At 74.7% G+C, this 18,831-nt stretch carries 15 protein-coding genes and 1 tRNA gene; 5 read left to right on the plus strand and 11 right to left on the minus strand.

Going from position 1 to position 18,831, the window contains the following annotated elements:
• Positions 1-227 precede the first annotated feature (227 nt).
• The 4 genes from tmk (at position 228) to ACFV8H_RS14415 (ending at position 8,418) form a co-directional block, all read left to right on the plus strand.
• A complete protein-coding gene (gene tmk / locus ACFV8H_RS14400) occupies positions 228-3,581 on the plus strand; it encodes a dTMP kinase (RefSeq protein ID WP_380399546.1) in 3,354 nt (1,117 codons plus the stop codon).
• A 274-nt stretch (positions 3,582-3,855) separates the two neighbouring features.
• The gene (locus ACFV8H_RS14405) at positions 3,856-5,067 is read left to right on the plus strand and encodes a DNA polymerase III subunit delta' (protein WP_380399619.1); all 1,212 of its coding nucleotides are present in this window, start codon (positions 3,856-3,858) and stop codon (positions 5,065-5,067) included.
• A 342-nt stretch (positions 5,068-5,409) separates the two neighbouring features.
• On the plus strand, positions 5,410-6,597 hold the full coding sequence (locus tag ACFV8H_RS14410) for a hypothetical protein (protein ID WP_380399547.1): 1,188 nt from the start codon (positions 5,410-5,412) through the stop codon (positions 6,595-6,597).
• A 132-nt stretch (positions 6,598-6,729) separates the two neighbouring features.
• Positions 6,730-8,418 carry an alpha/beta hydrolase gene (locus ACFV8H_RS14415; RefSeq protein WP_380399549.1) on the plus strand — a complete coding sequence of 563 codons (1,689 nt, stop codon included), beginning with the start codon at positions 6,730-6,732 and terminating at the stop codon, positions 8,416-8,418.
• Between the two features lie 39 nt (positions 8,419-8,457).
• Here ACFV8H_RS14415 and leuE read toward each other — a convergent pair whose 3' ends face one another.
• The gene (leuE, locus tag ACFV8H_RS14420; protein WP_375887555.1) at positions 8,458-9,114 is read right to left on the minus strand and encodes a leucine efflux protein LeuE; all 657 of its coding nucleotides are present in this window, start codon (positions 9,112-9,114) and stop codon (positions 8,458-8,460) included.
• Positions 9,115-9,298: 184 nt separating this feature from the next.
• On the opposite strand from leuE, the gene ACFV8H_RS14425 reads away from it, so the two are divergent.
• Positions 9,299-9,372: transfer RNA gene (locus ACFV8H_RS14425), tRNA-Thr, on the plus strand.
• Positions 9,373-9,461: 89 nt separating this feature from the next.
• On the opposite strand, the gene ACFV8H_RS14430 is transcribed toward ACFV8H_RS14425, so the two are convergent.
• From ACFV8H_RS14430 to ACFV8H_RS14475, 10 genes are all read right to left on the minus strand, one after another.
• On the minus strand, positions 9,462-10,106 hold the full coding sequence (locus ACFV8H_RS14430) for a LuxR C-terminal-related transcriptional regulator (protein WP_380399551.1): 645 nt from the start codon (positions 10,104-10,106) through the stop codon (positions 9,462-9,464).
• Positions 10,070-11,389, minus strand: coding sequence for a histidine kinase (locus ACFV8H_RS14435; RefSeq protein WP_380399553.1), 1,320 nt, complete (start codon positions 11,387-11,389; stop codon positions 10,070-10,072). Before ACFV8H_RS14435 ends, ACFV8H_RS14430 begins: the two co-directional genes overlap by 37 nt.
• A gap of 93 nt (positions 11,390-11,482) precedes the next feature.
• A complete protein-coding gene (locus ACFV8H_RS14440) occupies positions 11,483-11,965 on the minus strand; it encodes a MaoC family dehydratase (RefSeq protein ID WP_380399555.1) in 483 nt (160 codons plus the stop codon).
• Positions 11,966-12,065: 100 nt separating this feature from the next.
• Positions 12,066-13,196 (minus strand): 2,3-diaminopropionate biosynthesis protein SbnB, encoded by a 1,131-nt coding sequence (sbnB, locus tag ACFV8H_RS14445; protein ID WP_380399557.1) that lies wholly within the window; start codon positions 13,194-13,196, stop codon positions 12,066-12,068.
• Positions 13,197-13,236: 40 nt separating this feature from the next.
• Entirely contained in the window at positions 13,237-14,958 is a 1,722-nt protein-coding gene (locus ACFV8H_RS14450) for a phytoene desaturase family protein (protein ID WP_380399559.1), read from the minus strand.
• A 23-nt stretch (positions 14,959-14,981) separates the two neighbouring features.
• Complete coding sequence (gene fabG, locus ACFV8H_RS14455; RefSeq protein WP_380399561.1) at positions 14,982-15,710, minus strand: 3-oxoacyl-ACP reductase FabG; 729 nt, start codon at positions 15,708-15,710, stop codon at positions 14,982-14,984.
• Positions 15,707-16,879: a beta-ketoacyl synthase N-terminal-like domain-containing protein gene (locus ACFV8H_RS14460; RefSeq protein ID WP_380399563.1), complete on the minus strand. Its 1,173-nt coding sequence runs from the start codon at positions 16,877-16,879 to the stop codon at positions 15,707-15,709. The genes fabG and ACFV8H_RS14460 overlap by 4 nt, the downstream gene beginning before the upstream one ends.
• On the minus strand, positions 16,879-18,153 hold the full coding sequence (locus ACFV8H_RS14465) for a beta-ketoacyl-[acyl-carrier-protein] synthase family protein (protein WP_380399565.1): 1,275 nt from the start codon (positions 18,151-18,153) through the stop codon (positions 16,879-16,881). Before ACFV8H_RS14465 ends, ACFV8H_RS14460 begins: the two co-directional genes overlap by 1 nt.
• 114 nt (positions 18,154-18,267) lie before the next feature.
• Complete coding sequence (locus ACFV8H_RS14470; RefSeq protein ID WP_375887537.1) at positions 18,268-18,516, minus strand: acyl carrier protein; 249 nt, start codon at positions 18,514-18,516, stop codon at positions 18,268-18,270.
• 101 nt (positions 18,517-18,617) lie between these two features.
• Complete coding sequence (locus ACFV8H_RS14475; RefSeq protein ID WP_380399567.1) at positions 18,618-18,821, minus strand: MbtH family protein; 204 nt, start codon at positions 18,819-18,821, stop codon at positions 18,618-18,620.
• Positions 18,822-18,831: the final 10 nt, after the last annotated feature.

Genomic DNA, 18,831 nt, shown 5'->3' on the forward strand with positions numbered 1-18,831 from the left:
ATCCGACGGGGCTGATCGGACGGGGCTGATCCGCCGGGGCTGATCGGACGGGGCTGATCCGCCGGGCGGCAGCCCGACGGCAGCTCGACGGCGGCACCGGGCCCGCGTCCCCCACCAGGGGGCGCGGGCCCGAGGTCTGTGCAGGGATCGTCACAGGCCGGTGATGAGGGCGAACCGGAACCCCCTTCGTCTCAATCCGGCAAAGCCCAGCCCGCTACGCTGACCGTATGACGAGCGAGGAGCAGCCCACCCCCAGCGCCGCCCCGGCCGCCGGAGCCACCGGGCCCGACCTGCCCGAGGTCGCGCCCGCCGGCACCCCGGTGGACCGGGCCCGGGCGCTGCTGCGGACCAGGCCCTACCGGCGCCTGTGGACCACCCAGCTGATCGGCGGCACCGCCGACCGGCTCGGGCTGCTGGTGCTGCTCGCGCTCACCGTGATCGCCGTCGCCCAGGGCGGGCAGTTCGGCGACCTGCCGCGCAGCCTCGCCTTCGCCGTGGCGGCCGTCCTCGCCGCCCGGGTGGCGGCCACCGGGCTGGTCGGCGTGGCGCTGCTGGAGCCGGTGCACCGGTTGGTCGCCGGCAAGCTCGACCGGCGCTGGACGCTGGTCGGCGCCGACGCGCTGAGCGCCCTGCTGATCGGGCTCGCGCCCTGGTGGACGGTCTGGCTGGGCTCCGGCCCCCGGCCCTCCGGCGGGGCCGGCTACGTGCTGCTCGCCACCGTGTTCCTCACCGGTGCGGCCGAGCGGGTCCGGGGGATCGCCAGGGCCGTCGCCGTCCCCGGCCTGCTGCCGCCGGCCAACCCGTACGCCCCGGCCGCCGAGCGGCGGCCGGCCGTCGCCAACCTGGACACCGTCCGGAGCATCGACCGGTTCACCGGCTGGGTCACCGTGCCGCTCGGCGCCGTCGGCCTGGTCGCGTTCACCCTGGTCAACAACGTCGGTGCGGCGCTCGGCTCGGACTGGCTGCGCGCCCACCAGCTGACCTTCGCGGCGCTCGGCGCGGCCGGCCTGTTCGCCGCCGCGGCCGTCCGCGGCCACCTCCAGCAGCTGCCCGGCGGCCCCGTGGCCGTCGCCCCGCACTCGCCGCTGACCGGCCTGCGCGCCCCCACCGACGCGACCCCCGGCCCCGCCCTGGGCAAGGGCCGCACCGGCAGCGCCCCGTACTTCACCTTCGCCGTCGCGGCCGGCTACGCCTCGATGGCGGGCGTCGCCGCCCTGGCGCTGCTCACCGCCGCCGAGCACCGGGCCGGACCGATCGGCTACGGCCTGGTCGTGCTCGCCGCGGCCAGTGCCCCGGCGCTGGGCGCCCGGCTCACCCGGGCCACCCTGCCCTCGCTCTCCCGCCGCCGGCTGCTCGCGCTGGCGCTGCTCGCCGAGGGCGTCGCGCTGATCCTGGCCGGGTTGGTGCTGGACTTCGTGCTGGTCCTGCTGCTCACGGTGCTGGCCGGACTGGCCGCCGGGATCGTCGTCTCCGCCGGGCGGGGCCTGCTCGCCCAGGAGGTCGAGGAGGCCCGGCTGCCCAAGGTCACCGAGCACCTGTACGCGGTGCTGCGGGCCGTGGTCGCCGCCGCGCTGGTCGTCGTCCCGCTGATCGCCGCCGGGTACGGGGACGTCGAGTACGGCACCGTCGAGCCCGGCTCGTTCACCTTCATCCACGGCGGCGGCGCCCTCGCCGTCGCCACCGCGGGGCTGCTCACCCTCGTCCTCGCCGCCGTCGTGCTGCTGCGCACCGACGACCGGCGCGGCACCGTGCCGTTCGGCCGGGACCTGGTCGACTCCGTCCGCGGCGGCAGCGGCCCGGTGCCGCACCGGGGCGCGGGCACCGGCTTCTTCATCGCCCTGGAGGGCGGCGACGGCGCCGGCAAGTCCACCCAGGCCCAGGCACTCGCCGAGTGGATCCGCGGCAAGGGGCACGAGGTCGTGCTCACCCGCGAGCCCGGCGGCAGCCCGGTCGGCCAGCGGCTGCGCGGCCTCGTCCTGGACGTCGGCAACACCGGCCTGTCGCACCGCGCCGAGGCGCTGATCTACGCGGCCGACCGCGCGGAGCACGTCGAGAACGTCATCCGGCCGGCCCTCGCCCGCGGCGCCGTGGTGATCACCGACCGGTACATGGACTCCTCCATCGCCTACCAGGGCGCCGGGCGCGACCTGGCCGCCACCGAGGTCGCCCGGATCTCCCGCTGGGCGACCGGCGGACTGCTGCCCGACCTCACCGTGGTGCTGGACGTCGACCCGACCCGGGCCCGGCAGCGCTTCACCGAGGCGCTCGACCGGCTGGAGTCCGAGCCCACCGAGTTCCACCAGCGGGTCCGGGCCGGCTTCCTCGCCCTCGCGGCCGCCGACCCGGCGCGCTACCTGGTGGTGGACGGCAGCCAGGCCCCCGGCTTCGTCACCACCGCCATCCGCCACCGGCTCGACCGCGAGCTGCCGCTCTCCGAGCAGGAGAAGGCCGCCCGCGCCGAGCAGGAGCGGCTGGCCAAGGAGGAGGCCGAGCGGCGCGCCGCCGAGGAGGCCCGCAAGAAGGCCGAGGAGGAGGCCGCCGAGCGCAAGCGCCAGGAGGTGCTGGCGCAGCTGCGGGCCGAGCAGGCCGAGCAGGAGCGGCTCGCCAAGGAGGAGGCCGAGCGGGTCGCCGCCGAGGCGCGGCGCAAGGCCGAGGAGGAGGCCCGCCGCCGGGCCGAGCAGGAGGCCCGTCGCCGGGCGGAGGAAGAGGCTCGCCGTCGGGCGGAGGAAGAGGTCCGGCTGGCGGCGGAGGCCGCCGAACGGAAGCGGATCGCCGACGAGGCGGCCGCCCAGGCCGAGCTCCAGCGGCAGCGGGAGCTGGCGCGTGAGGAGCAGCGGCGCCGGGCGGAGGAGGCGCTGCAGCGGGCCGAGGAGGCCCGGCTGGCGCAGGCCGCCGCGCTCGCGGCTGCGGCTGTCGCGGCGGAGACGGCTGCGGACCGGGCCGGTGCGGCGGCGACGGCGGAGCTTCGGGCGGTTCGGGACACTTCTCGGGACGCGCCTCGGGACGCGGCGGGCGGCCTCGGGGACGAGGCGACGCGGGAGCTGACGCCGCAGGACCGGCAGGCGGCCGTCCGGGCGGCGGAGGCCGCTGATGCTGCGAAGGCCGCGAAGGCCGCTGAGGCCGCTGGGGCTGTTGAGGCGACCACCCGGCTGCCGAAGGTGCCGGCCGTCGACGAGACCGCGGTGCTGCCGAAGGTGCCGGCGGCGGACGAGACGGCCGTGCTGCCGCGGGTTCCCGCCGTGGACGAGACCGCGGTGCTGCCGCGGGTCGGTCCGGGGCGTCCCGGCGAGCCGGTGGACAGCACCCGTGAGCTGCCGGTGGTTCCGCAGTCTGGAGGGGCGCAGTCCGGCGAGTCGCAGTCCACCGCCGAGCGGCCGAGGCCGGACTGGGCCGAGGAGACGCCGATGGACGACCTGCCGAGCCTCACCGACACGCTGCTCGGCTCGCGGGACGAGTGGGCGCACTGGGACCACGGCGGAGACCGGGCCGACTCCGGCCGCGGTGGCGGGGACGCCCGCGGCGAGGACGGCGGCAAGGGCAAGGACAAGGGCAAGAGCCGGCGCTGGGGCCGGCGCAGCTGAGCAGCGCGGGCCGGGAGGTCCGACGGCCGGTTGGAGGACGGGCGGTGTCGCACCGGGGGAGCCCCCAGGGTGGCACCGCCCGTCGTCGTACCGGGGGTGCGCGGCTGTCGGTCGGGGGTTCGGCCGCGGGCTCGGTGGGGGTGCGGCGGCGGTTCGGCCGTCGTTCGCGGCCCGGTGTGCCTCGGACGGAGCAGTGGCTGTCGGAGCGGAGACGTATGCTCGACGGCGGGGAATCGGCGCCTGGCGCGCTGCCGTACGGAGCTTGGGAGCAGCAGTGGCCGTCTGGGACGACCTGGTGGGCCAGGATCGGGTGGTCGAGCAGCTGACCGCCGCGGCCCGGGCGGCCGGGGCGACGGTCGAGGCCGGTCGCGGCGCCGCCGCCGACCAGGGCGGGAACGCCTCCCTGATGACGCACGCCTGGCTGTTCACCGGCCCGCCCGGCGCCGGGCAGGTCACCGCCGCGCGCGCCTTCGCCGCCGCCCTCCAGTGCACCAGCCCCGATCTCGCGCTGGGCGGCACGCCCGGCTGCGGGTTCTGCGACGGCTGCCACACCGTGCTGGCCGGCAGCCACGCCGACGTCAAGTACGTGCGGACGGACGGCCTGTCCATCGGCGTCGGCGACATGCGCGACCTGGTCCTGCGCGCCTCCAGCTACCCGACCGGCGGCCGCTGGTCAGTGATCCTGGTGGACGCCGCCCACCGGCTCACCGAGGCCGCCGCCAACGCGCTGCTCAAGGGCGTGGAGGAGCCCTCCCCGCGCACCGTCTGGCTGCTGTGCGCCCCCTCCGTCCAGGACGTGCTGCCGACCATCCGCTCGCGCTGCCGCCTGCTGGTGCTGCGCACGCCCGCCGCCGAGGCGGTCGCCGACATGCTGGTCGGCCGTGACGGCGTCGACCCGGAGACCGCCCGGCTCGCCGCGCTCGCCGGCCAGGGCGACATCGAGCGCACCCGCCGCCTCGCCGTGGACGAGCAGGCCCGCACCCGCCGGGCCGAGGTGCTGCGGATCCCGCTGGAGGTCGCCGACATCGGCGGCTGCCTGACCGCCGCCCAGCGCCTGGTCGACACCGCCAAGGCGGACGCCGAGGCCCTCGCCGAGACCCAGGACGCCAAGGAGACCGACGACCTCAAGGCCGCCTACGGCGCCGCCGAGGGCAGCAAGGCGCCGCGCGGCATGGCCGGGGCCGTCAAGGAGCTGGAGAAGCGGCAGAAGAGCCGGGCCACCCGCACCCGCCGGGAGACGCTCGGGGTCGCGCTGCTCGACCTGCTCGGGTTCTACCGGGACGTGCTGGCGATCCAGCTCGGCTCCACCGGTGTGCTCGCCAACGAGGACCAGCGGCAGGCGCTCGACCGGGTCGCCCGGGACGGGACGGCCGAGAACACCCTGCGCCGGATCGAGGCGGTGCTCGCCTGCCGGGTGGCGCTGGACCGCAACGTGGACCCGCTGCTCGCGGTCGAGGCGATGACGATGGCGCTGCGGGCGGGCTGAGGGGCGTCCCGGTCGGGGGCGCTTGTCCGGCTGACCTGCTGTCCGGCTGTCGGGTTGTCAGCTTGGGCGGCTCTGCGGCCGTGCGGGCGATGGTGGGGCCAGGGGCCGTACGCCGCCCGGAGGTGCCGGGGGTCGGTCCGGCGTCCCACCTTCGAGTGAACGGGCGATACTCGCCGGGCACACCCGCGTGTGACGGCGTGCCCGTTGTGCACGCTGGGGGCCGACTGTGCCCCGGCCGTACCCCGGTCCTCCCCGTCGGGAGGGCCCGCCGCCGGAGCGGTCGCCCCCGCACGGCACCGGGTCCGGTCCGGCGCCGGCCCTCGTCCCGAGGTGGTGCGTTCCGTGGTTCGTCCGCTCCTCGTCATTCCCCTGCTGGCTGCCGCCATCGGCGGACTCTGGCTGGCGCGCGGTGCGCTCCAGCGCTGGCGCGACCTGCAGTCCGCCGCGACCTACGAGCTGGCGGGCGACCGGTGGCCGATGCTGGTCCGGGCGGGAGGGGCGATGGTCTGCGGGGTGTGCGTCACCGCGTTGACGCTGCTCACCGCGCTCGGGGCGTTCGGTGGTCTCGGGCATGGTCCGTCCTCGACGGACCGGACCGAATCGGCCGTCGACGCGGCCGCGGCCGGGGCCTGGTCGGGCTCCGCGCCGGGGACGGCGGGCCGGCAGCAGGCGGCGCCGCCCGTCGCCACCGAGCCGGCCGCGGGTGCGGCGGGTCCGGCGGGTGCGGGTGCGGCGGGTGCTTCGGCATCGGCGGCCGCCCCCGCCGTGGTCAGCCGCTTCGACAGCGTGGGGCACCCGGGCGGCGGCGAGTTGCTGCAGTCCGCCGTGCTCGCCCCCGACGGGAAGCCGCGCAACGTCCGGGTCTGGCTGCCCGCGCAGTACGCCAAGGAGCCCAACGCGCGCTTCCCGGTCGTCGTGATGCACGCCGCCACCCCGGGCAAGACCGCCGACGCCGAGGTCCCGGACGTCTTCGAGGGCGTCGGCGCCGCCCTGCAGGCCGGCCGCGCCCGTCCGTTCATCCTGGTCGCCCCCGAGGCGCCGAACGGCACCGCGCACCCCTGCGAACTGGTCGCCGCCGCCCCGGCCGCCGTCGCCGACGACGCGGCCCTGCGCACCACCATCGCCGCCTCCTTCCGCACCCTCCCGCCCGGCCCGGCCTCCTGGGGCACCCTCGGGGTCGACGGCGGCGCGCCGTGCGCCGCCGCGGCCGGGCTCTCCCGCCCGGACCTGTACGGCGCCGCCGCCGCCGTCTCCGGCCGCTACGACACCGCCGCGCTCACCCAGACCGGCGCCGAGGCCCCGGCGGGAAGCTCGGCCAAGCTGCTGCTCGCCGCCGCCAAGGGCGACTCCGCCGGGCTCGACGCGGCCCGCAAGCTGCAGGCCTCGCTCAAGGCCGCTCCGGGCCCGGCGGCCAAGGCCGAGGTGCGGATCTCGGACAACGTGCAGGACTACTCGGCGGACCGGGAGCGGCTGCGACTGGTCCGTCAGGCGGCACAGTTCCTGGCCGAGGCGCTGGCCAAGGCTTCCTGAGCGACGCTGGTGGAGGCGTCGTGAGCGCCGGCCGAGCCGGCGTTACGCTGCCCGGTGCCCGGGGTGGGTACCGGGCAGCGGTGTTCCTTCGTTCCCGTGCGTTTCTCGGACTGGTGGGTTGGGAGGAGACGGATGAGGGGCTTCGCGCGGTTGCGGGCGGTTGCGGTGGTGCTCGCGGTCGGGCTGCTGGCGGCGTCGGCGGGCGGGTGCGGCCGGGGTTCCTCGGGGCCGGCGGGTGGGAACGGCGCGTCCGGCGTGTCCGGACAGGCCTCCTCCGACTCGACGGCTGCGGACGCGGGTACGGGCGCGGACGCGGGTGCGGGGGCGCGGCCCGGTGGTGGTGACGGTGCCGGCGTCGGAGCCACCCCCTTGGAGCCGCTGCCCGCCGCCGTTCCCGCCGCGCTCGCGCCGTACTACGCGCAGCACCCGGCCTGGCAGTCGTGCGACGGCGGCTTCGAGTGCGCGACCTTCCGGGTCCCGATGGACTACGACCACCCCGGTGACGGTGAGCTCACCCTCGCGGCCGCCCGCGCCGCCGCCCTGCCCGGCGACCCCGGCGGCTCCGGCGACACCCCCCGGGCGGGCTCGCTGCTGCTCAACCCGGGCGGCCCCGGCGGCTCGGCGGTCGAGTACCTGGAGGCCGTCGCCGGGACGTACGACCGCACGGTGCGCGCCCGGTACGACCTGGTCGGCCTCGACCCGCGGGGGGTCGGCCGCAGCAACCCGGTCAGCTGCCTGAACGGCGAGCGGATGGACGCCTTCACCGCCGCCGACCTGGCTCCCGGCGACCAGGGGGCGGTCGACGCGCTGGTCGCCGTCGACAAGGAGTTCGCCGAGGGCTGCCGCAGGCAGGCCGGGACCGCGCTCGGCCACCTCAGCACCGTCGAGTCCGCCCGCGACATGGACGTGCTGCGCGCCCTGCTCGGCGACGAGCGGCTCAACTTCGTCGGAAAGTCGTACGGCACCTTCCTCGGCGCCACCTACGCGGGCCTGTTCCCGACCCGGGTCGGGCGGGTGGTGCTGGACGGCGCCATGGACCCGGCGCTCGACTCCGTCACCGGCAACCGCACCCAGGCGGGCGGGTTCGAGACCGCCTGGGCCGCCTTCGCCGAGGACTGCGCCAAGCGCGAGGACTGCCCGCTCGGCCGCACCGGACAGCAGGTCGGCGACCAGCTCACCGCCCTGCTCGCGACCGTCCACGCCCACCCGCTGCCCAGCACCGACAACGGGCGCCGGCTCACCGAGGCCCAGGCCACCACCGGCGTCGTCCAGGCCATGTACGCCGAGTTCCTGTGGCCCAAGCTGCGCACCGCGCTCACCGACGCCAGGGCCGGCGACGGCACCGGGCTGCTCAAGCTCTCCGACGCCTACTACGGGCGCGAGGCGGACGGCTCCTACCCCAACCTGATGTTCGCCAACACGGCGGTCAACTGCCTCGACCTGCCCGCGCCGTTCCGCTCGCCCGAGGACGTCCAGCGGGCGGTGCCGGACTTCGAACGCGCCTCGCCGCACTTCGGCCGCGACATGGCCTGGATGGCCCTGACCTGCGCCTACTGGCCCGTCCGGGCCACCGGCGCGGCCCACACCATCCGCGCCGCCGGCGCCGCCCCGATCGTCGTCATCGGCACCACCCGCGACCCGGCCACCCCCTACGCGTGGGCCCGCTCGCTCGCCGGACAGCTGGAGTCCGGCCGCCTGCTCACCTACGACGGCGACGGCCACACCGCGTACGGGCGGCGCAGCAACTGCGTCGACGGCGCGGTCAACCGCTTCCTGCTCACCGGGGAGGCGCCGGAACAGGGCAAGCGCTGCGACCGGTAGCCCCGCGGAGCCCCGGGCAGCCCCCGGCCGGGCCTCCGCTCAGGCGGAGGAGACCGCCAGCTTCGCGGCGAAGCCCGCGAACAGGACGGCGACACCGCTGGTCAGGGTCGCGGACAGGCGCCGGCGGCGACGGAAGGCCGTCGCGAGCGTGGTGCCCGCGAATATCAGCAGCGAGAGGTACAGCATGCTGAAGGTCTGCAGGATCCCGCCCAGCAGCGCGAAGGAGAGCACCGGCTGCCCGTAGGACGGGTCGACGAACTGGGTGAAGAACGACAGCAGGAACAGGATCGCCTTCGGGTTCAGCAGGCTGATCACCAGCGCCCGCCGGAACGGCCGCTCACCCGCCTCCTCCACCGCCTCCGCACCGCCCGCCGGATCGGCCTCGGCCCGGTGCTCGCGCCACAGCTGGCGGGCCGCCCGCAGCATCCCGAACCCGATCCACAGCAGGTACGCGGCGCCGCCGAACTTCACCACCGCGAACACCGCCGGGTTGGCCTTCAACAGCGAGGCCGCCCCCAACGAGGTCAGGCTGATCAGCGTGAGGTCGCCGACGAACACCCCCGCCGCGGCCCGGTACCCGGTCCGGACGCCCTTGCGGGCGGCGACTGACAGCACGTACAGCGAGTTGGGGCCGGGCAGCAGAATGATGACGAGGGCGCCGAGGACGTACGTCGCCAGGTCGTTGACACCGAACACGGTGGCTCCGGGAGTGGGGAGGGGCCGGCAGGGGGGCGCTCATCGTAACGTCGTACCGGCGATCGACCGAAGCGAAAACCATCCACCCCCCGCCGCACCCCCACCCCGGCCCCACTGCCCCGGCTACGGATCACCTGCGAACCTGTGTAGACTGACCCGCGTTGCCACCACACGTGGCAGCGGTGCCGCCTTAGCTCAGTTGGCCAGAGCAACGCACTCGTAATGCGTAGGTCGCGGGTTCGAATCCCGCAGGCGGCTCTGTAGAAGCCCCAGGACTCACTCGCCGTGACCTGGGGCTTTTGCCTTTTCTCGGCCTGGGGGCAGGCCCGGTGCGCGGGTGCCGGGGGTTATTGGTCGAGGTAGGTGAGGACGGCGAGGACGCGGCGGTTGTCGGTGTCGGTGGGGAGGAGGTTGAGCTTGGTGAAGATGTTGCTGATGTGTTTGGCGACGGCCTTCTCGGTGATGAAGAGGCCCTGGGCGATGCCGGCGTTGGAGCGGCCCTGGGCGAGCCATTCGAGGACTTCGCGTTCGCGGGTGGAGAGGGCGGCGACGGATTCGTCGCGTTCCTTGCGGACGAGGAGTTGGGAGATGACCTCGGGGTCCATGGCGGTGCCGCCGTCGGCGACGCGGCGGATGGAGTCGAGGAACTGGGAGCCGTTGGTGACGCGGTCCTTGAGCATGTAGCCGACGCCGCGGCCGCCGCTGGCGAGGAGTTCGCGGGCGTAGAGGGGTTCGACGTACTGGGAGAGGAGGAGGACGGGGAGGGTCGGGGTGGTGCGGCGGGCGGTGAGGACGGCGCGCAGGCCCTCGTCGGTGAAGTTGGGGGGGAGCCGGACGTCGACGACGGCGACGTCCGGCTGGTGGTCGGTGAGGGCGCGGAGGAGGTCGGCGCCGTTGTCGACGGCGGCGGTCACCTCGTGGCCGTAGGCCTGGAGGAGGCGGATCAGGCCGTCCCTCAGGAGGAAGTGGTCTTCGGCGAGGACAATGCGCACGGGAGCTCCATGGTGACCATGGTGGGGCCGTTGACGGGGCTGCTGACGGCGAGGACGCCGTCGAAGGTGGCGAGCCGTCGTTCGATGCCGCGCAGGCCGGTGCCGCGGGTGGCGTCGGCTCCGCCGCGGCCGGTGTCCGTGACGGTGACGCGCAGCATGCCGTGATCGTAGCGAATGTCGATCCAGGCGCGGTCCGCGTGCGAGTGCTTGGAGACGTTGGTGAGGATCTCCGAGATGGCGAAGTAGGCGGCGGACTCGACGGGCATCTCGGGGCGGCCGGGGAGGTCGACCGCGACCTCGGTGGGGACCGGGCAGACCATCGCCAACGCCCGGACGGCGTCGGCCAGTCCGCGGTCGGCGAGGACCGGCGGGTGGATGCCGCGGACCAGGTTGCGGATCTCCTCCAGGGCCTTGGAGGAGGACTCCCGGGCCTCGATCAGCAGGGCGCGGACGGCGTCCGGATTGGTCTCCAGGAGGTGCTCGGCGGCGTCCAGGGTCATGCCCATCGCGACCAGGCGGGCCTGGGCGCCGTCGTGGAGGTCGCGCTCGATCCGGCGGATCTCGGCCATCTGGGTGTCCACCGCGGTGCTGCGGGTGGTGGTGAGGTGCTCGATCCGGCTGGCCATCAGCTCCTGCTCGCTCGGGGCGAGCATCGAGCGGGTGTGGAGGGCGTGCCGGCGCACCGCGCGGGGCGCCGTCCAGAGGGCGAGCGGGAGTTGGAGCAGGCCGAGGACGCCGGCCAGGACGGCGGTGGCCTGGCCGTCGATCGGGATGAACTGGTACCAGAGGCCGTCCCACTCGGTGGACAGCGGGACGCCGAAGAAGGCCAGGAAGATCCCCCAGAGGCCGCTGAGCACCAGGGCGATCGGGCCGAAGGCGAGCAGGCCGCCGGCGATCGGGTCGGTGAGGATCCAGGCGAACTCCCGGCGGGTCTGCGGGTCGCTCATGATCCAGCGGTAGCGGGCGATCGCCCCGGAGGCGCCCTGGGGGACGGGCGGCAGCGGTCCGGGCGGGCCCGGGATCCGGACGCCCGACCAGTCCTCGGCCAGGCCGCGCTGACGGGCCGCCAGGGCGCGGACCCGCTCCATCGCCCGGGGCACCAGGCCGAGGCCGGGGCCGACCAGGGAGATCGCGGTGGTGAGTCCGAGGGACCGGCCGAAGGCGGAGACGGAGAGCCAGCAGAGCGTCAACGCCCGCCGGAGTCCGGTGAGTCCGGCGGAAGCGGAGAAGCCCCTGATCTCGACCGGTGCCGGGTCGGGCCCGAGCTGCATCGTGCGGTCCATGGACGCGCTCCTCTCTGGTGCCTGCGTGCTGCTCCCGGCCGCGGTGGCCGTGGGGACCATTCTGGCGGCGGCGGGGTGCGGGACGCGGTGGTACTAACTCCCCTCTTGGGGCGATGGTTTCGGGGCGGCGAGGAAGAGGGAGAGGGTGTCGGCGACGCAGGCCGCGCGGGTCTCGCCCTCGATCTCCACGGTCATCCGCACCGCGGCCAGGTGGCCGGCCGGGGTCTCGCGCACGCTGGTCACCCGGGCGCCGCCGCGGACCCGGGCGCCGACCTTCACCGGGTGCGGGAAACGCACCTTGTCCAGGCCGAAGTTGACGCCCATGGTGACGGACTCGATCGCGAAGATGGCGCGCATCATCGCGGGCAGCAGGCCGAGCGTCAGGTAGCCGTGGACGATGGTGGTGCCGAAGGGGCCGGTGGCGGCGCGTTCCGGGTCCACGTGGATCCACTGGAGGTCGCCGGTCGCGCCGGCGAACCGGTCGACGCTGTCCTGGGTGACGACCAGCCAGTCGCTGTAGCCGAGGTGCTCGCCGGTCGCCTCGGTGAACTCGGCCAGGGTGGCAAAGGATCTCATGGGGTGATTCTCCGCCGTGGCGGCTGACGCTCAACTGACGTGCCGCTGACGGAGGATGGGGGAGGGCGGAGGAAGGGGAGAGGGAGGGGGAGCGGCGGGGTCAGCCGTAGCGCTTGAGCTCGTGGAAGAAGTCGGGGACGGTGTGCAGCCGGCCCGCCGCCAGGACCTGGTCGTGGACGTGCTTGGCGACGGCCAGGTCGAGCACGCCGAGGCCGAACGGGGAGAAGACCACCGTGCGGTCGGCGGGCGGGGTGATCGTGCCGGTGAGCACGTCGTACAGCGTGCCGGCCACGAACTCGCGGTGGCCGACGCGCTGTTCGGCCAGGTGCGGGGAGGTGCCGGCCTTGAGGCAGTGGTCGATGTCGTCGACCACGTTCCAGGAGTCGAGGACGATCTCCGGGGAGAGGTCGCGCAGCGAGATGTGCAGGACGAGCGGGTGGTGGGCGAACCAGGCCGGGTCCGTCACGTGCGGTTCGCCGGCCACGGTGGCGAAGACGACCAGGTCGGCGGAGCGGACCAGGTCCTCGGGCTTCTCGTGGACGGTGACGGCCAGGTCCTCGCCCTCGGCCCGGCGCAGGTAGTCGGCGAAGCCGTGGGCGTGGTCGGCGGAGAGGTCGTGGACGCCGGCCTCGGTGAAGTCGAAGCCGTTGGCGGCGAGGTAGGTGTGGAGGTAGCGGGCGATCAGGCCGACCCCGAAGAAGCCGACCCGGCGCGGGCGTTCGCCGCGGGCGTCGGCCAGCCGGGCGGCGGCGAGGGCGGCGGAGGCGGCGGTGCGGGCCGCGCTGATGATCGAGCTCTCCAGGCAGGCGAACGGGTAGCCGGTCTCCGCGTCGTTGAGGATCAGGACGGCGGAGGCTCGCGGGAGGCCGGCGGCCACGTTCCCGGGGAAGCTGGAGATCCACTTGATGCCGTGCACCCCGGGATCGTTCGAGGCGGAGTCGGAGCTGTCGGCCGAGGCCGAGCCGTCGCCCGCACCCGAGGCCCGGAGCGAGGCCGGCAGGGCGATGATCCGGTCGGACGGGCGGTCCGGGAAGCGCAGGAAGTACGAGTCCGGGTTGACCGTCCGCCCCTCGCCGTGCAGCCGGTAGGCGGCCTCGACGGTGGCGATGACGTCCTGCTCGTGGCCGTGCAGGGCCTCGTGCACCTGGGCGCCGGGGACGACGGCGAAGGTCGGGGCACTGGTCGCATCAGCACCGGTTGTGGCAACACCGGTTGTGGCAGCACTGGTCATGGGAACACTGCTCCTGCTCGGGTGCGGTACGGGAGTGGGTTCAGCCGATCCGGGCGAGGCCCTTGGCGCCCTGCCGGGCGCGCCCGCGGGAGACCAGCAGCGGGTCCCAGTCGGGGCCGCGGTCGGGGAGCCTGGCCGGGTCGCCGAGCACGGCGCCCGCGGCGACCTCGGTCAGCAGCGGGCGGTCGAGGATCTGCCCGGCGGCGACCATGCCGCCGGTGGCGACCGCGCTCAGGCCGCTGCCGAAGCGGGTGCTCTGGCCGACCACGTACAGGCCCTCGACGTCGGTGCGCACGTCGGGCCGCTTGCTGACGTTGCCCCAGCGGGCCATGCCGTACGGGGTGCCTCCGCTGCTGCGGGTGTAGCGCTCGTGGCTGAGCGGGGTGGCCGTCTCCAGGTGGGTGATGCGGTCCCGGAAGGGGCCGACCACCTTCTCGGCGGCGGTCACCATCAGTTCGGTGAACTGCTGCTTGCGGGCCTGGTAGGCGGCGTCGCGGCGGTAGGGCTCGCCGTCCACCGGGCCGCCGCGGACGCCCCAGAAGTCGTAGCCGGGCGGGCAGAGGGTGAGCAGCTGGAAGTTGGAGTGGCCGGGCGGGCAGACCGCGGTGGCGTCCGGGTCCTTGCGGGAGGCGAAGGAGAACATCAGCTGGGGTATCGAGTCCACCGTGCGGTCGCGTTCCCAGCGCTCGATCATGGCGGCGTGCGCGGCCTCCATGTCGTCGCTGCCGTGCCACCAGAGGTTGGCGTTGGGCAGGCCGGGCAGCTCGGTGTCGAGGGCGATGTACACCGCGACCAGGGCGCCGCGCATGGTGGCCGCGCGGGTCCGGTCGACCAGGTCGGCGGGGAAGGCCCGTTCGCCGCCGCACAGGTCGAGCACGGTGCGTCGGTAGTCGGCGTTGGAGATCACCAGGGGGGCGGAGATCCGGGTGCCGTCGGTGAGTTCGACGCCGGTGGCGCGACCGTCCTCGATCAGGATGCGGCGCACCTCGCAGCGGGTGCGCAGCTCGCCGCCGTACGACTCCAGGGCCTCGACGAAGGCGGCCACCAGGACCTGCCCGCCGCCCTCCGGGTAGTAGGCGCCGCGCAGGTAGTGGTCGAGCATCGCGGCGTGCTCGGCGAAGGTGATGCCGTCCGGCATGGTGCCGTAGTTGCCGGCCTGGGCGGCGAGCAGGGTGCGGGCCTTGGGCGAGAGGCCGCAGTGGTCCAGGGCCTCGGCGAGGGTCCGGGCCCGGCGGGCCCAGCGCATGGTGTCCGGGTACTGGCGGAACAGGTCGACCATGGGGCGGCCGAGCAGGGCCTCCCGGGTGGCTCCGGCCACCGTCTCGGCGAGGTGGACGAAGCGGTCGACGCCCTCGGCCTCCTCGGGCAGGGCCGCGCGCAGCCGGTCCCGGTAGCCCGGCCAGCCGGCCGGCACGTCCAGGGTGGCGGTGGGGGTGATGATCCGGTCGAAGCCCTGCTCGTTGTCCATCGGGCGGAAGGACACCCGGTCGCGGACGCCGAGTCCGGACAGGATCGCGGGGAAGATGCCGTCCGGCCCGCAGTCGCCGACGTAGTGGGTGCCGACGTCGAACTCGTACTTGCGCCGGCGGCGGAAGACGTGGGCGTTGCCGCCGGCCACGTCGTGCTGTTCGAGGACGAGCACGCTGCGCCCGTCGGCGGCCAGGTAGGCCGCGCTGACCAGTCCGCCGAGGCCGCTGCCGACCACGATCGCGTCGTAGTGGTCTCTGCCGCCTCCGGCCGTCGGACCCTGCACTTCCCGCATTCCCGCCCCCACTCGTCGGACCATCAGAACGTGCCGCCGCCGTGGATCTCGAAGACCGACCCGCTGATGTACGCCGCCCGGTCGGACAGCAGGAAGGAGACCAGGTCGGCCACCTCTTCCGGCTTGCCGACCCGCCCGAGCGCAACGCTCCCCAGCATCCGTTCCAGCGCTGCCCCGGACATCCCGCCGACCATGTCGGTCGCGATCAGGCCCGGGGCGACCACGTTGGCCCGCACGCCGCGCGGGCCGCACTCCTTGGCCAGGGATTTGGTGAAGCCGATGATCCCCGCCTTCGAGGCGGCGTAGTTGGCCTGGCCGACGTTACCGTAAATCCCGGACACTGACGACAGATTGACGATCACTCCGGTACGCCGCTTGCTCATCGCGAAGGCCGCCGCGCGGCACACGTGGTAGACGCCGTCCAGGTTCGTGCGCAGCACTTCGTCCCAGTCGGTTTCGGGCATCAGGATCACCGGACGGTCCCTGGTGATGCCCGCCGAGGTGACCGCGGCGTCGACCGGGCCGAGGTCGCGCTCGGTGCGGGCGAACCAGTCGCGGACCGCGGCGGAGTCGGCCACGTCGCAGCGGGTGGCGGTGATCCGGGTGCCGGCCTCCCCGGCCTCCTTGACCAGCCGGTCGGCGGCGTCGGCGTCGGCGCGGTAGCAGAAGGCGACGTCGTAGCCGTCCCGGGCGAGGCGGAGCACGATCGCCCGGCCGATGCCCCGGGAGCCGCCGCTGACCAGGGCGATCATGCGTCGGCTCCGTTCGGGGCGGTCGGCTTCGGGGCCGGGGCGGTGGTTGCAGGGGCCGGGGCCAGCAGGCGGAGCACCGCGCAGCCGACCGCGCCGTCCCGGTCGACGGCGGTGACCAGGGCGGTCCGGCCCGCCGCGGCCGGCTCGGTCTCGGCGATGCTGAGCAGCGCCTGGATCTGGAAGGTCGCGGCGGCCGCGCTGGTGTCGCCGAGCAGTGCCATGGACGGGACGGCGGTGAGCGCCGGGGCGGGCAACAGCGCGGCCAGTGCCGCCCGTTCGGCCCGGCCGGCCGCGGTGGGCGCGGCGCTGGGAACGGCGGCCCACACCTCCTCGGCGGTGGCACCGGCCCGGGCGAGGGCGCGGCGCACGCAGGTGGTGACGGCGGCGCCGGGGTCGTCGTCGATGTCGACCCGGGTCTCGATCGCCAGGACGGCGGCCAGCGCCGGGCGTCGGGCGGTTCCGGCCGGTTCGAGCACCAGCAGGCCGCAGCCCTCGCCGAGCAGCGGCGACGGGTCGCCGGGGGCGACGGCGGCGTGCTCGATCCAGGCGTGGGCGGCGGAGAACTCCTCGGCCGAGCCCACCAGGTACGTGGTCGCCCGGCCCTGGCCGAGCAGTCGGCGGGCGTAGTTGAGCGCCAGCAGGCCGCTGACCCGGCCGCCCGCGACGGTGGTGTTGGGGCCGGTGAGGCCGTGCCGGATGGCGGTGGCGCCGGCGGCGTGGTTGAGGCTGCCGAAGGGGATCCGGCCGGCGTCCACGTGGAAGGGCAGCGCGTTGGTGTACGACTGCTTCAGGAAGTTGGTGACGTTCTCCAGGCTGCCCATCGAGATGCCGAGGACCACGCCGGTGCGCTCGTCGGTGGGCACCACCCGCCGGCCCCCGGCGTCGTTCAGCAGGCCGTCGGAGGCGACCAGGGTGAGTGCGGTGAGCCGGTCCATCTTGGCGGTGCCGGTGGGGCCGAGCAGGCCCTTGATGTCGAAGCCGGGCACCAGGCAGGCCTCGGCCGAGGGCAGCGGGCCGTACGCCTCGCCCGGCTCGGCGGCGGTGCGGGCGCGGGCCCGCAGGCCGTCGGCGAAGGCCCGGCTGGTCAGGCCGTACGGCGAGACGGCCGACCAGCCGGTGATGACGGGGGTCTCCGGCGGCAGGGCCGGCGGTGCGGTGGCGGTGGTCATCAGCGGTCTCGCTCTCCGTACGTGCCGAGGATCAGGACGGCGTTGTTGCCGGCGAAGGCGCTGGAGTTGTTCTCGACGATCCGGACCTCGGCGTCGACCGCCCGGTTGGGGACGACGTCCAGCGGGCATTCCGGGTCGGTCTCCCGGTGGTTGATGGTCGGCGGGATGAACTGGTCCGTGATGGCGATGCTGCAGGCGATCGCGGCGAGCGCGCTGGCGGCGCCCATCGAGTGGCCGAGCATCGACTTCACGGCGACGGTGGGCGGCGGGGCGTCGCCGTAGACGTCGAGGATCGCGGCCGACTCCGTCCGGTCGTTGGCCTTGGTGCCGGTGCCGTGCGCGGAGATGAAGTCGACCTCGTCGCGCTCGACCCCGGCGTCGGCCAGGGCCAGCCGGATGCCGCGGGCGATGCCGTCCCGGTTGGGGGCGGTGGCGTGGGCGGCGTCGCAGCTGAGGCCGTAGCCGAGCACCTCGGCGTGGATTCGGGCGCCGCGGGAGAGCGCGGAATCCAGGCTCTCCAGGACGAGGATGCCCGCGCCCTCGCCGGTCAGGATGCCCTGGCGGTCGCGGTCGAACGGTCGGACCACGTCCGGGGTGAGCGCGCCGAAGCGCTTGAACAGGGCGAAGGCCTTGCGGCAGACCGCGTCGGCGCCGCCGCACAGCGCGATGTCGACCTCGCCGGAGCGGATCGCGTCCAGCCCGTAGCCGATCGAGTAGTTGCCGGCCGCGCAGGCGGTGGTGATGGTGGTCGGCTCCACGTTGGGCATCCGCAGTTCGCGGGCGATCGCGGTGCTCAGCCGGCCGGCGTTGATCCGGCGGGACAGCACCGGGTCGATCGCCTTCGGGCTCCCGGCGGCCAGCTCCTGCTCCACCAGCAGCCCGATGTCGTGCGACTCGCCGTCGGTGGTGCCGACGCTGATCACGGCCTGGCGCTCGCCGAGGTCGTCCTCGGTCAGCCCGGCGTCGTCGACCGCCATCCGGGCCGCCGCGACGGCGAACTGGCCGGCCCGGCCGATGTCCTGGAGCGGGACCCGGTGGATCCAGCGCTCCGGCTCGAAGTCGGGGACCTCGCAGGCGATGTTCTGGCCGAAGCCCTCGGTGTCGAAGCGGGTGATCGGCCGTGCGCCGGAACGGCCGGACCGCAGCCCCGCGGTGTACTCCTCGATGCCCGTGCCGATGCTGGAGATCGCCCCGAGACCGGTGAGGACGACCCGGCGGCGCCCGGCCGGCGTACCGGACCGGGGGGCCGCTGGTGACTGTGCGGTGGATTCCATGGGACCTCTCCTGGAGCGCGGTGTGGAGCGGTGTGGAGCGGTGTGGAGCGGTGTGGAGCGGGAGGGGGTGCGTACGGGGTGCGGGTGGTACGGACGGCGCGGGCGGCGCGCGGGCTACCAGCCGGCGGCGGCCGCCGTCACCTCGTAGGTGGCCGCCACGTTCACCATCTTCGGCAGCTCGTTCATGTCGATGACGATGGAGTACTCCATCTCCAGCGCGCTCAGCACGTCGATCAGCTTGAGCGAGTCCGCGCCCAACTCGTCCACGAACAGGGCGGTGTCGGCGAACTCGGTGTGGACGTCGATGTTCTCGGCGATGATTTCGCGGATACGGGCGAGGCGTTCGGGCGCAACCGTCGTCATTTCTCGTTTCCTCCGTTTTTCCAGGCGTCCGGAAATCTGCTTCCGGCCAGAAAGCTAATGAGCGCCGATGACGGGTCGATGACGTTCAACTGACGTCTGGTTCAATCCAGTTGTTGCAGGCTGAGCGGGCGCAGGTCGGTCCAGTTGGCCTCGACGTGGGCGACGGCGGCGGCCCGGTCGGTGGCCTCCAGCGCGACCGACCAGCCGGACGGGACGGCGGCGAAGGACGGCCAGAGGGAGTGCTGGCCCTCCTCGTTGACGAGGACGAGGAAGGTGCCGTCCTCGCGGTCGAAGGGGTTGGCCATGGCGGTTCGC

It is taken from the genome of Kitasatospora sp. NPDC059827, from assembly GCF_042731675.1.
Lineage (GTDB): Bacteria > Actinomycetota > Actinomycetes > Streptomycetales > Streptomycetaceae > Kitasatospora.

What these genes read in the sequence shown, in the direction of transcription:
- tmk (WP_380399546.1), top strand. Translation starts at nt 228, where the DNA reads ATGACGAGCGAGGAGCAGCCCACCCCCAGCGCCGCCCCGGCCGCCGGA.
- ACFV8H_RS14415 (WP_380399549.1), top strand. Translation starts at nt 6,730, where the DNA reads ATGAGGGGCTTCGCGCGGTTGCGGGCGGTTGCGGTGGTGCTCGCGGTC.
- ACFV8H_RS14435 (WP_380399553.1), bottom strand. Translation starts at nt 11,389, where the DNA reads ATGGACCGCACGATGCAGCTCGGGCCCGACCCGGCACCGGTCGAGATC.
- ACFV8H_RS14440 (WP_380399555.1), bottom strand. Translation starts at nt 11,965, where the DNA reads ATGAGATCCTTTGCCACCCTGGCCGAGTTCACCGAGGCGACCGGCGAG.
- sbnB (WP_380399557.1), bottom strand. Translation starts at nt 13,196, where the DNA reads ATGACCAGTGCTGCCACAACCGGTGTTGCCACAACCGGTGCTGATGCG.
- ACFV8H_RS14450 (WP_380399559.1), bottom strand. Translation starts at nt 14,958, where the DNA reads ATGCGGGAAGTGCAGGGTCCGACGGCCGGAGGCGGCAGAGACCACTAC.
- fabG (WP_380399561.1), bottom strand. Translation starts at nt 15,710, where the DNA reads ATGATCGCCCTGGTCAGCGGCGGCTCCCGGGGCATCGGCCGGGCGATC.
- ACFV8H_RS14460 (WP_380399563.1), bottom strand. Translation starts at nt 16,879, where the DNA reads ATGACCACCGCCACCGCACCGCCGGCCCTGCCGCCGGAGACCCCCGTC.
- ACFV8H_RS14465 (WP_380399565.1), bottom strand. Translation starts at nt 18,153, where the DNA reads ATGGAATCCACCGCACAGTCACCAGCGGCCCCCCGGTCCGGTACGCCG.
- ACFV8H_RS14470 (WP_375887537.1), bottom strand. Translation starts at nt 18,516, where the DNA reads ATGACGACGGTTGCGCCCGAACGCCTCGCCCGTATCCGCGAAATCATC.
- ACFV8H_RS14475 (WP_380399567.1), bottom strand. Translation starts at nt 18,821, where the DNA reads ATGGCCAACCCCTTCGACCGCGAGGACGGCACCTTCCTCGTCCTCGTC.